This is a genomic window from Paraburkholderia sp. J7, assembly GCF_905220155.1.
GTDB lineage: Bacteria > Pseudomonadota > Gammaproteobacteria > Burkholderiales > Burkholderiaceae > Paraburkholderia.
Map to the genome: position 1 here is coordinate 42,069 of NZ_CAJMYZ010000007.1, position 12,348 is coordinate 54,416.

At 64.7% G+C, this 12,348-nt stretch carries 9 protein-coding genes; 5 read left to right on the plus strand and 4 right to left on the minus strand.

Going from position 1 to position 12,348, the window contains the following annotated elements; genetic code table 11:
* Positions 1–36 precede the first annotated feature (36 nt).
* Positions 37–522, plus strand: a complete 486-nt coding sequence (locus U5A58_RS13385; RefSeq protein ID WP_321911710.1) for an acyl-CoA thioesterase — start codon at positions 37–39, stop codon at positions 520–522.
* A gap of 104 nt (positions 523–626) precedes the next feature.
* On the opposite strand, the gene U5A58_RS13390 is transcribed toward U5A58_RS13385, so the two are convergent.
* Positions 627–1,664, minus strand: coding sequence for a VacJ family lipoprotein (locus U5A58_RS13390; RefSeq protein WP_321934023.1), 1,038 nt, complete (start codon positions 1,662–1,664; stop codon positions 627–629).
* Positions 1,661–4,288 carry an MMPL family transporter gene (locus U5A58_RS13395; RefSeq protein WP_321961773.1) on the minus strand — a complete coding sequence of 876 codons (2,628 nt, stop codon included), beginning with the start codon at positions 4,286–4,288 and terminating at the stop codon, positions 1,661–1,663. The genes U5A58_RS13390 and U5A58_RS13395 overlap by 4 nt, the downstream gene beginning before the upstream one ends.
* A 247-nt stretch (positions 4,289–4,535) precedes the next feature.
* On the opposite strand from U5A58_RS13395, the gene U5A58_RS13400 reads away from it, so the two are divergent.
* Positions 4,536–5,144 (plus strand): ABC transporter substrate-binding protein, encoded by a 609-nt coding sequence (locus U5A58_RS13400; protein ID WP_321911706.1) that lies wholly within the window; start codon positions 4,536–4,538, stop codon positions 5,142–5,144.
* Positions 5,145–5,211: 67 nt separating this feature from the next.
* Here the strand turns inward: U5A58_RS13400 and U5A58_RS13405 are convergent, their stop codons facing one another.
* Both U5A58_RS13405 and U5A58_RS13410 read right to left on the minus strand, forming a co-directional pair.
* Positions 5,212–5,862, minus strand: coding sequence for a response regulator (locus U5A58_RS13405; protein WP_415764425.1), 651 nt, complete (start codon positions 5,860–5,862; stop codon positions 5,212–5,214).
* Between the two features lie 17 nt (positions 5,863–5,879).
* Positions 5,880–7,361: a cache domain-containing protein gene (locus U5A58_RS13410; RefSeq protein ID WP_321911704.1), complete on the minus strand. Its 1,482-nt coding sequence runs from the start codon at positions 7,359–7,361 to the stop codon at positions 5,880–5,882.
* Between the two features lie 467 nt (positions 7,362–7,828).
* Between U5A58_RS13410 and U5A58_RS13415 the strand changes: the two genes are divergently transcribed.
* From U5A58_RS13415 to U5A58_RS13425, 3 genes are all read left to right on the plus strand, one after another.
* Positions 7,829–9,916, plus strand: a complete 2,088-nt coding sequence (locus U5A58_RS13415; RefSeq protein WP_321961774.1) for a carbon starvation CstA family protein — start codon at positions 7,829–7,831, stop codon at positions 9,914–9,916.
* Between the two features lie 30 nt (positions 9,917–9,946).
* Positions 9,947–10,153, plus strand: a complete 207-nt coding sequence (locus tag U5A58_RS13420) for a YbdD/YjiX family protein (protein WP_321911701.1) — start codon at positions 9,947–9,949, stop codon at positions 10,151–10,153.
* A gap of 208 nt (positions 10,154–10,361) precedes the next feature.
* Positions 10,362–12,326, plus strand: coding sequence for an SMP-30/gluconolactonase/LRE family protein (locus U5A58_RS13425; protein WP_321961775.1), 1,965 nt, complete (start codon positions 10,362–10,364; stop codon positions 12,324–12,326).
* Positions 12,327–12,348 lie beyond the last annotated feature (22 nt).

Consider the following 12,348-nt stretch of genomic DNA (forward strand, 5'->3'; position numbering starts at 1 on the left):
TCTGGGGGCGAATCACATTTCGGGGAGTTACCAGCCATGAATTTTCATACTCGCAAGTGGGTCAAGCCTGAAGACCTGAATCCGAACGGTACGTTGTTCGGCGGCAGTCTGCTGCGCTGGATCGACGAAGAAGCGGCGATCTATGCGATCTGCCAGCTCGACAACCAGCGCGTGGTGACCAAGTTCATGTCTGAGATCAACTTCGTGAGTTCGGCGCGTCAGGGCGACATCATCGAACTCGGCATAACGGCCACGGAGTTCGGCCGCACGTCGATCACGCTGCGCGCCGAAGTGCGCAACAAGATCACACGCAAGAGCATTTTGACGATCGAAAAGATGGTGTTCGTGAACCTCGGCGCGGACGGCGTGCCCGCCCCGCACGGCCGCGAACGCATCCGCTACGCCGACGAAGCCTACGAGCGCTATCGCGAGACCGTGCAGACGTCGGCGGACGCCACGGCATTGGCGGCGGCAAACGAGGCCGAGCGCCTGGCCGAGAGCGAAGACGCTTCGGTGCACTGAGCGGTATGCGCGGATGAATGAAAAACCCGGCAATCTGAAAAGGTTGCCGGGTTTTTTTGCGTTTGCATGCTGCCCGCCAGAAGCAGGCCATCGCTATACCGGGTTCAGGGCGCCGACGCAGGTGTCGCAGGCACCGCCGTCACACCCGAAGCCGGCGCGGCGGCCGAAGCCGCAACCGGCGCCGATGCCGTAGCCGGTGCGGAAGCGGCCGTACCCGCCGCCGCAGCAGCACCCGCACCGGCGACAGCCGCTGTTGCAGCCGTGCTCCCCTCGCCCGGATCGTCGTAATTCGGCAGACCATTATTTGAAGCGCCAGTCGCGCCAGTGGCAGCACCACCCGCACCGCCCGACTCGCCCGGATCCTCATAATTGGGCGCGCCGTTCTCGTTCGGCTTGCCCTCGCCACCTTCGTCGCCCGGCTCGCCGTAATTGGGCAGCGGCGCATTGTTGCCAGCACGTCCGCCGCGAATCAGCGATTCGCGCTGCTGGCGGTACGCGTCGCGCACGAACGAATACGGGTCGAGCGCCGCCTGCTTGAGCAGGTCGGTTGCGCCGAGCAGGTCCGCCCGCGCGCTGATGAACTGCGCGAGATACATCGGATTGCGCACAGCCGGCTCGAAGTAGTTGATGACGTTGAACTTCACGTCCACGGCCATGCCGATACCGTCGCGCACCGAGCTCGGCCCGAACAGCGGCAGCACGAGATACGGGCCGGCCGGCATGCCGTAGTGGCCCATCGTGAGGCCGAAGTCCTGGTGATGCTTGGGCAGCCCCGCTGCCGTCGCGAAGTCGATCAGGCCGCCCAGACCGAAGGTCGTGTTCATCGCGATACGCATGAGATCCTCGACGGCGTCGGTGATCTTCAGCTGCAGCACGTTGTTTGCGAAGTTGTCGACGTCTCCGATGTTCGAGAAGAAGTTCGTGATCGCCTGGCGCAGCGGCTGCGGCGTCACCTTCTGGTAGCCCTTGGCGACCGGCTGCGCAATGTAGGTGTCGAGTTTGTCGTTGAACGTGAAAATCGCGCGATTCGCGGGCTCGAACGGATCGCCCGGCTTGCGGTCGGGGCCCGTGGCGCAACCCGACGTCACGAGGAGCGCCAGGCCCGCCGCCGCCATGGTGAGCGCGGCTTGTTTCTTCTTCATTGATCGATCCCCTGAATTTCAGCTCTCGCGCGTTTTGCGCGCGGTTTGCCCATCAGCACCGGCTGGAACACCACGGCGCCGATCAGCGTACAGAACAAGGACAGCGCGAGCAGCTTGCCCATGCTCGAGGTGCCCGGATGATGCGATAGCCACAGGCTCCCGAACGCGGTGGCCGTGGTCGCGGCGGAAAAGAGCACCGCGTGCGTGAGGCTCGAATGCAGGAGGCCGGTTTGCCCCGCGCGCCAGGCCATCACGAAATAGATTTTGAACGCGACGCCGACGCCGAGCATCAGGGGAAGCGCGATGATGTTCGCGAAATTTAGCTGAATTCCAAATACGACGCACAGTTCGAGCGTGACGAGCGCCGATACCAGCAGAGGAATGAGCGTGCGCAGCACGTCGCCGAAATTGCGCAGCGTGATCCAGAGGAGCGCCGTGATCAGCAGGACCGACCACCCCGCCGCCTGGAAGAACGCGAGGATGATCACGTTCGCCGAGTGCAGGATCGAGATTGGGCCACCGATCGCGTTCGGTTCCGCCGCCTTCACAGCGTGTGCAAAGCGCGCGAGCATCGCGTCGTCGTTGGAATCGACACCGGGCGGCACGCGCGGCGCCACGTCCACGATTGCCTGGCCAGTCGGCGCCACCCAGTCGCGCACCATCTCGGGCGGCAGGTTTTCACGCGTGATTTCCGAGGGTTGCAAGAGGCGCGCGAGCTGCGCAAACGCAAGCTTGAGCGTGAGGCTGAAAGCGGTTTCCGCGCGGTCTCGCGTGGCCGGGCTCGCGCTCGCGAGCTTGTTGAGCGAGTCGGACAGATGCTTCGCCTCGGCCGCGCCCGGCCCGGGATGGTCGCTCGCGGCGAGCGAGAGCTGGTTGGCCGCGCGCTTGAGCGTCTGCACACGCACCTCGTCGGTCACGGGTGCGGACGGCTGCTGCGTGAGCGCAGGCAGAAGCTGCTGCGCGGCGCTCGAGATCAGCATGAGCTTTTGCTGCTGATCGTCGGGAATGAGCGTGCTGAGCGTCGTCGCACGCGCCACTTCCGGCAGCTTCGAGAGCCGCGCGGCGATCTTGTCGGCTTCTTCGAGCGACGGCGCGAGCACGCTCACGTCGTTGATCGAGATGACGGGCGAGTCCTTCAGCGCGAGCAGCGTCGCCATCGACTCGGTATGCGGATCCTTCAAATGCAGCGGATTGAAGTCGAAGCGCAGATGCAGCAGCAAGGGCGTCGCGCCCACGATGACGACGAGCGTGGTGAGCAGCACCGGCTTGCGATGCTCGGCGAGCCATTTGTCGACCGGTGCGAGGAACGCGAAGCCAGGCGAGGCGCGCTCGCCCTTCGGGTTGAACACGCGGATGAGCGCAGGCAGCACCGTCATGTTGCAGATGTACGCCACGAACATGCCCACGCCCGCGATCTGTCCGAGTTCCGAGAGGCCCTTGTACGCGGTTGGGAGGAAGGAAAAGAAACTTTCGGCCACGGCGATCGCCGCGAGCGTGAGCGGCACGCCGATGGTGCGTGCGGTCTTGAGGAGCGCGGCGTCGAGCCGCTCGTCCTGAAAGCGCTCCTCGCGATACTTCACGCCGAACTGCACGCCGAAATCGACGCCTAGCCCCACGAACAGCACCATGAACGCGACCGAGAGCATGTTGAACGAGCCGATCATCATGAGGCCGAGCGCGGCCGTGATGACGAGGCCGATCACGAGCGTGATGAGCGTGGCGCCGATCAGCTTGCCCGAGCGCAGCGCGAGCCACAGGATGGCGAGCACGACGATGATCGTGATCACGCCGTTGAGCGCGGCGCCGTCCTGCACCGAGGCGAATTCGTCGTCGGCGAGCGGTTGTTCGCCCGTGAGGCGCACGCGCGCGCCGAATTCGGTGTCGAGATGAAGCGAGGCGGCGGTCTCCCGGATCGCCTGCACTGCGTTCGCGCCCGCCTTGAGCGCGGCGAAATTGAGCACCGGCTGCACGGTGATGAACGCGAACGCGGGCTTCGTGGCCGAGTCCTTGTCGACGAGCGCGCGCCACGAGAACGCAGCGGGCTTGCCGGCCAGGACGTCGTCGACGACATTGGCGGCGCTGCCCAGCAGGCTTGCCATTTGCGGCAATTTGATCTGGCCGATCGTGAGCGGCAACTGCAGCGTGGTCGTGAGCGTGCCGGCCAGACCCGCGAGGCTCGGGTCCTTCGCGAGCTGGTTCACGAGCGGGCGCGCCTGCACGAGCTGGCCCGTGGTCGAGAGCACGGTGGCTGTGGACGGAAAAAGCAGGCCGTTGTGCTGGAAGAACGGGCCGCCCGCGGGCTGCGAGACGGCGCTGAATTCGCGCGAGTCGGCTTTGAGCGCTTGCGCGAGCTTGTCGGCGGCAGCGTCGGCGAGCTCGGGCGCGTCGGCCTCGACAACCACGAGCAGCGAGCTCGCGCGCTGCGGGAACGCCTTGTCCTTGGCTTCGCTCAACGCGGCCCATTCGGCCGTGTTCTCGACGAGACCGCTGATGTCGGTGTTGATCTTGAAATGCCTTGCGACGTACACGCCGCTTAGCACGGCGAGCACGATCGCAAGTGCGATCACCCACGCCGCGCGGCGCACCGACCAGGCGACGAGGCTAATGATGAATGGCTTCAGCATACAGGCGAGGGGGCCCTGTCAATGGGGTTCTTTGACGCGAAACGCACAAGTATACCGGCCCAGCCCGTCCTGGCGCGGCTCATGCACGCCGAGCGTGAGGCGGCGCCCCGGCAGCGTGTGCGCCAAAGCCGTTATACTGGCTCAGCCGGCCGCGCGGCGGTTGCGTGAATGCGCGCAAAGCGCACGCACCGAACCGCACTGAATCGCACTGTACCGGCGCCTGAATTTCACTGTTCCAGAAGAGCGTATGAAACGTTACCTGACCGCATTTATCGTCGCCGCCTGTTTCACGGGCGTTTCGGGCGCCGCGTTCGCGCAGACCTCGCCGGACGCCACCGTCAAGGCCGCCGTGGAAGGCACCGTGAAGGCGATGCAGGCCGACCCGCAGGCACGCGGCGGCGACATGAACAAGATCACCCAGGTGGTCGAGACCCATTTCGTTCCCGCCACCGACTTCAAACGCACCACGCGTATCGCCGTTGGCAAACCCTGGGCGACGGCCACGCCCGAACAGCAGCAGAAGCTGTATGAGCAATTTCAACTCCTGCTCGTGAAAACGTACGCTTCGTCGCTCTCGCAACTTCGCGATACGCAGGTGAACTTCAAGTTCGCGCCGTCGAACACGGGTGCGGGCGCAAAGGACACCGTGGTGCAGTCGCATGTGATCAGCAACGGCGGCGACGACGCCATCGACTACCGTCTCACGCAAACACCGAGCGGCTGGAAGATTTACGACATCAACATGATGGGCGCGTGGTTGATCCAGGTCTACCAGACGCAGTTTGCCGACCAGATCGCCAAGGGCGGCATCGACGGCCTCATCAAGTTCCTCGTCGACCACAACGCGCGCAGCTGATCGCCAATCTGTGGTTGCACACGCATTGTGCCTCTGAGGGCGCTTCGGTTGATCCGAAGCGCCCTTTTCACTTCCTGCGGTGTTCCACCGCGAACTTGATCAACTCCGCCTGGCCTTCGATCTCCAGCTTGCGCTTGAGATTGAGCCGGTGCGTTTCCACCGTGCGCACCGAGAGCCCCTCGCGCTGCGCGATCTGCTTGCTCGATAGCCCTTGTGCCAGTGCGTCGAGAATGTCCCGCTCGCGCGGCGTGAGCCGCTCCACCGGCGTGCTGCGCGCCGACGCCTGGATCATGCGTGCACTCAACCCCGCGCTGAAATACGTGCGGCCGGCCAGCACCGCCTCGATCGCCCGGATGATCTCGGTGGCCGGCGAATCCTTTAGCACGTAACCGCTCGCGCCCGCGCGCACCGCCTCGGTCACGTATTCGACGTTGTCGTGCATCGAAAGCATGAGCACGCGGATGGCCGGAAAGCGCTCGTGGAAGAGGCCCGCAAGCGCGATGCCGTTCACGCCGGCCATGCCCACGTCCATCAGCACGAGATCGGGTTCGAGCGACGCGGCGAGCGCGATGGCCTCGTCGGCGTTGCCGGCCTCGCCTGCCACCTCGAAACCCGGCACGGCTTCGAGCCGGGCGCGCAGGCCGTCGCGCACGAGCGGATGGTCGTCCACGAGGATGAGCCGCGCGGGCCTCGCGTCGGGGCTCTTTGATTCGTTCACGTTTGCATTCGTCATCGTCATGTCGGCGTTCTGGATACGGCGGCGGCTTTCGGCGCGGCATTAGGCGCAACAGGCACCCATGCGGTGACGAGCGTATGGCCAGGCTGCGAGGTGATGTCGAGGCGGCCGCCCAGGGACTCCAGCCGCTCGCGCATGTTGCGCAGGCCCAGGCCCGCGCGCGGGTCGGCCAGTGCGTGCGCCACGTCGAAGCCGCGGCCATTGTCGGCGATGCCGAGCGTCACGCCGTTCGCCGCGACTTCGAGCGTGAGCGCGGCGCGCGCCGCCTGCGCGTGCCGCACGATGTTGGTGAGCGCTTCCTGCGCAATGCGAAAGAGCACCGTGTTGACGGCGTCGGGCAGCGCGCTCGCTTGCGCCTTTTTGCTCGCAGGCTTCGGCGCGGCTTGCGTGAAGGCGATCTCGATGCCCGTTTGCTCGGCCATCTCGCGCGTGAGTTGCTCGAGCGCCGCGGCGAGGCCCAGGTCGTCGAGCATCGAGGGGCGCAGCGCGTGCGAGATGCTGCGCACTTCGCGCAGCGTGTCCGAAAGCCGCGAGAGACCGGTGGCGAGCGACGCTTCGGCGGCGGGCACCCGCGTTTCGCCGCGCTCGAAGCGCGCGAGCGCCGACTCGAGCAGCAGCTTCACCGAAACGAGCATCTGGCTAATGCCGTCGTGCAATTCGCGCGAGAGCCGCGCGCGCTCCTGCTCCTGCGACTCGACCACTTGCTGCGCGAGGCGCTTGAGCTTGGCATCGGTGCTGCGGTGCTCGCTCACATTGAGCACGAGCGCGCCGAGCGCGATCACGAGCACGCCCGCGAGCGCGATCACGCCGAGCCACTGAATGGTGTGCCTGATATTCGCGGAGGCGCGCTCGTCAATGTGCGCGAGCGTCGAATCGACGTCGTCGAGATAGATGCCGGTGCCGATCATCCAGCCCCAGCGCGGCAGCGGCACCACGTAACCGAGCTTCGGCGCAAGTTTGCCGGTGGACGGCCGGTGCCACATGTAGCGCACGTAGCCGCCGCCGCGCTGGGCCGCGGCAATCAGCTGCTGGATCGTGAGCGCGCCTTGCGGGTCGCGCAGGTTCCAGAGATCCTGGCCGACGAGCGCGGGCTCGCGCGGATGCATGAGCGAGCGGCCGTGCATGTCGTACACGAAGAAGTAACCGTCGGGTCCGAAGTCCATCTTTTGCAGCACGGCTAACGCGGCGAGCTGGCGATCGGCTTCGTCGGCGGGCGCGGGCAACGCGGTGCTGGCGTTCTCCTCGGGCGCGTACAGCGGCGCGATGGCGCTCGTGGCCAGCTCCACGTAGTGGCGCAGCTCGATCTCCTTGCTCGACAGATAGGCGCTTTGCATGGTCGCGTGCTGCGTTTGCGCGAGCTGCGTGGCCTGCTGGCGCACGCCGATCCCGATGCCGGCGATGGCAGCGAGGAACGGCACGACCGCAAGCAGGAAGATTTTTGTCTTCAGGCGGCGGTCGGCGAAGAAAAATGGGGCGGGCATGACGGTGTTCGGGGGCTGAGTCTGCAAGCATAACCGGGCGCGCGCGGCGGGGCCGGCAATCCACGCGGTGTTTAAAAGCGCGGGTCTTCAAATGATGGAGATTGTTGAGCGGCGATGATAGCGATTCTTCCGTCGTTTCCCGGGAACCGGTCATGATCCAGCCGATGCCGGTCGATACCCGGTTTGGCTGCGCCGTGCTTGCGTCGATCGTTGAGCGCGCAACGAAGCGTTGTCATGCCTACGTAGTTCTACGTAGCGCGCTTACGTAGTTGTCCGGTTGTGGCTGTCGGTCTGAAAGCGAATACTAGCGCCCACAGCATGGCGCAATGCGTCATGCATGCGCTGGCACTCACCGGCGCGCCTGGGCCCGGTCCTGACGCTGGGCAAAAAGCCAAAACCATAAATGCTTTGCATGAGACCAGAGTCAGCACTTAGGCGCTAACACTGGTCGACACAGGAGACACCGCATGAGTCGGACATCCAGTTTTGTCGTCTGGACGCTGGTCGCGCTGCTTGGCGCCTTCGCGTTCGGCACCATCGCGCTCGCGCACGGCGAGCGAATCAGCGCACTGTGGATCGTGATCTGCGCCGTGTGCGTCTACCTGATCGCGTATCGCTTCTACAGCCGTTTCATCGCAAGCACCGTCCTGCAACTGGACGGCCTGCGCATGACGCCGGCCGTGCGCCACAACGACGGGCTCGACTTCGTGCCCACCAACAAGTACGTGCTGTTCGGCCATCACTTCGCGGCGATCGCAGGCGCGGGTCCGCTCGTGGGCCCGGTGCTGGCCGCGCAGATGGGCTACATGCCCGGCATGCTGTGGATTCTCGCGGGCGTGGTGTTCGCGGGCGCCGTGCAGGACTTTGTGGTGCTGTTCCTCTCCACGCGTCGCGATGGCCGCTCGCTCGGCGATCTCGTGAAGATGGAGCTGGGCCCCGTGCCCGGCGTGATCGCCCTCTTCGGCACCTTCCTCATCATGATCATCATTCTCGCGGTGCTCGCGCTGATCGTGGTGAAGGCGCTCACGAACTCGCCGTGGGGCACGTTCACCGTGGCCGCGACGATTCCCATCGCGATCTTCATGGGCCTCTATGTTCGCTACATCCGCCCGGGCAAGATCGGCGAGATTTCGATCATTGGTTTCGTGCTGCTGATGGCGTCCATCGCCTTCGGCCAGCACGTGCACGATTCGCCCACGCTCGCCGCCTGGTTCACGTTCACGGGCACGCAGCTCACGTGGATTCTGATCGGCTATGGCTTCGTCGCTTCGGTGCTGCCGGTGTGGCTGCTGCTCGCGCCGCGCGACTATCTCTCGACGTTCCTGAAAATCGGCACGATCCTCGCGCTCGCGATCGGCATTCTGATCGTCGCGCCGGAACTGAAGATGCCGGCTTTCACGAAGTTCATCGACGGCACGGGTCCGGTCTGGTCGGGCAACCTGTTCCCGTTCCTCTTCATCACGATCGCGTGCGGCTCGGTGTCGGGCTTCCACGCGCTCATCTCGTCGGGTACGACGCCCAAGCTGCTCGATAACGAAACCAACGCGCGCTTCATCGGTTACGGCGCGATGCTGATGGAATCTTTCGTCGCGATCATGGCGCTTGTGGCTGCTTCGGTGATCGAGCCCGGCGTGTACTTCGCGATGAACGCGCCGCTCGCCGTGCTCGGCACGACGCCGGACGCCGTGGCGCACACCGTCGGCCAGTGGGGCTTCATGCTCACGCCGGAGATGCTCACGCACACCGCGCAGGCCGTGGGCGAGACGACCATCGTCGCGCGTGCGGGCGGCGCGCCCACGCTGGCCGTGGGCATGGCGCAGATCCTGCACCAGGTGATCGGCGGCGAAGCGATGATGGCGTTCTGGTATCACTTCGCCATCCTGTTCGAAGCGCTCTTCATCCTGACTGCCGTCGACGCGGGCACGCGTGCGGGCCGCTTCATGCTGCAAGACCTGCTCGGCACGTTCCACCCCTCGCTCAAGCGCACGGAGTCGCTGCCGGCCAACCTGATCGCGACGGGCTTGTGCGTGGCTGCGTGGGGCTACTTCCTCTATCAAGGCGTGGTCGATCCGCTTGGCGGCATCAACACGCTGTGGCCGCTCTTTGGCATCTCGAACCAGATGCTCGCCGGAATCGCGCTGATGCTCGGCACCGTCGTGCTCTTCAAGATGAAGCGCGAGAAGTTCGCATGGGTGACCGCCGTGCCGACGCTCTGGCTGCTCATCTGCACGCTCACGGCTGGCTGGCAAAAGATTTTCGACAGCAACCCGAAGGTGAGCTTCGTTGCGCACGCGCAGAAGCTTTCGGCGGCGATCGCAGAAGGCAAGATCGTCGCGCCCGCGAAGTCGCTCGAACAGATGCAACGCATGGTGTTCAACGACTATGTGGACGCCGCGCTTTCGGGCCTGTTCATCTTCGTGGTGGTGAGCATTGTCGTGTACGGGCTGATCGCGATTGCGCGTGCACGCCGCATCAACCGCCCGACCGTGCAGGAAACGCCGTACCAGGCGATGCCGGCTGGCGGCGCTGCGGTCGCGGCGAATCGCGTGCACTGATCGGCGTTACGCTACTGAACGGAGCACACGATGTTCTCGGGACTTCGCGACAACGTACAAACGGCTGGGCGCTATCTCGGCCAGGCCATGCGTTTGATGGTCGGTTTGCCCGACTATGAGGGCTACGTCGCGCATATGCGCGCGACGCATCCCGACCGCCCGGTGATGACCTACGAAGAGTTCTTCCGCGAGCGGCAAAACGCGCGGTATGGCTCGGGCGCCGGGAAGTGCTGCTAACGCGCGACTGAGCGGATACGTTCAAAGCAAGGCGCGACGGCGAAGGCCGTCGCGCCTTTTTTACGCCTGTAATCTGCCCGGATCGGGGCGCAATCAAAAAGCGCTCAATTCTCGCCGCGCGGCTGCCGTTAACTTTTACGAAGCCCGTGGTGACGACATCGCACCCTCAACACCTGCACCGTAAGGTCTACGAATCAACGAATCTTTCATGATCTTTCATCGAATCGGCGCAGCATGGCTCACGGCCGCCCTCACCGCAACGGTTGCGCCCGTTTGCGAAGCGCAATACACCACCGACTGGATTGCGAACACTTACGGCGCCAACGCGACGCACGTGGGCAACGTGGCACGCTCGATGTGGGTCGCGCCCGAAGGCGTGATCTATACGTCGTCGATGTGGGATGAAAACGAAGGCGGCGTGGCGATCTACCAGAACGGCCAGAGCCTCGGCTCGATCGGCGGCCACGGCGACTTCCAGGGCGGCGCGATCACGGGCAACACGACCTCGCTGTTCGTCGCGATGCAGTACAACACCACGTATGGCAGCGGCAACGTCGGGCGATACAACCGCGCGAGCGGCGCCCGCGACCTGCTGATCGCCGTGAGCGCCGATACAACCGAAAAGCTTGCCGATGTCATCACCGGACTCGCGACCTCCGGCTCGCTGCTCTATGCAAGCGATTTTCCCGGCAACCGCGTGCGCGTGTACACCACGGATGGCGTCTGGCAACGCGACATCAGCGTGGCGGGTCCTGGCGCGCTGACGCTCGACGCGAGCGGCAATCTGTGGGTCGCGCAAAAAAGCGCGGGCGCCGTGCTCGAATTCAGTGCCGGTGGCCAGCTCCTGAACACGATCCAGTTGGCATCCACGGCGCGGCCATCATCGCTGTACTTCGATTCGCAGACCTTACAGTTGATGATCGGCGACTCGGGTCCCGACATGAACATCAAGAACTTCAGCGTAACGGGCACGCCTTCCCAAACGGGCACGTTCGGCATACGGGGCGGCTATCTCGACACGACCACGGGCATCAAGGGGCAGGTAGGCGACAAGCGCTTTACGCGCGTGGTCGGTATCGGCAAGGATTCCGCGGGCACGCTGTACGTGCTGAACAATCCGTGGGGCGGCTCGTGGGACCTCGGCCGCAACGGCGGCACCGATCTGCAGGCTTACGATGGCACCGGCACGCTGCGCTGGAAGCTTCAGTCGCTCAACTTCGAAGGCAATGCGGCGCCGGACCCGGGAACCGACGGCGCGACATTCTACGGCGCCATGAATATCTATTCGGGCACGGCTGGTGGCACTTTCGTCGCCAACACGATCGACCCGTTCACCTATCCCTCCGACCCGCGCATCAATCTCGCAGACGCCGCGCGCGGCGAGCATTTCGCGCAAGTGGCGAGTGTGGGTGGGCAGCGCATTCTCGTGGCCGCAGGTCAGAATCCCGATACGTTCTATTTCTTCCACTTCAACGCGGCAAGCGGCTATATCGCCATTCCCGATTACACGCTGCCGGGGGCGGCGTTCAATACGGCGGCCCCGGTGCGAAACGGCTTTTGCCTCGACAGCAAGGGCGACCTCTGGGTGGGCCTCGACAAGACCAACGTCATTTCCCACTACCCGCTAACCGGCTTCGACTCGACCGGCAAGCCGCTCTGGGGCGCCGCGCTCACTACGCCCGTTCCCGCCACGATCTCGCGGCTCACGCGCATTGTCTACCTGCCCGAAAGCGACACGATGATACTCACGGGAGAAGACGCCGGCATTACCGACTGGACCGCGGTCGGCACGCGAGTGGAGGTGTATCACGGCTGGCTGGCGGGCAACACGAGCGCGCCGAATCCGGTGATTACGCTCACGAGCGCGAATCCCAAGTCGATTGCCGCCGCCGGCAACTATCTGTTCGTGGGTTACGTGCACACCGTCCCCAACATCGATGCCTTCAACCTCACCACCGGCGCGATCGACACGACGCTCATCAATAGCAATCCGAATGCGGTGTACGTGGGCAACGATGTGGATTCGATGTATGGCCTGCGTGCCTATCTGCGCTCGACTGGCGAGTACGTCGTGACGAAGGATAACTACAACGCCGCGAGCGTCGTGGTGTATCGATGGACGCCTGCCGCGTCGAGCGCGACAGCGGCGGCGACAACGGTATCGCCGTTCTAGCCCGAAGTGGCGCATGAAGGGC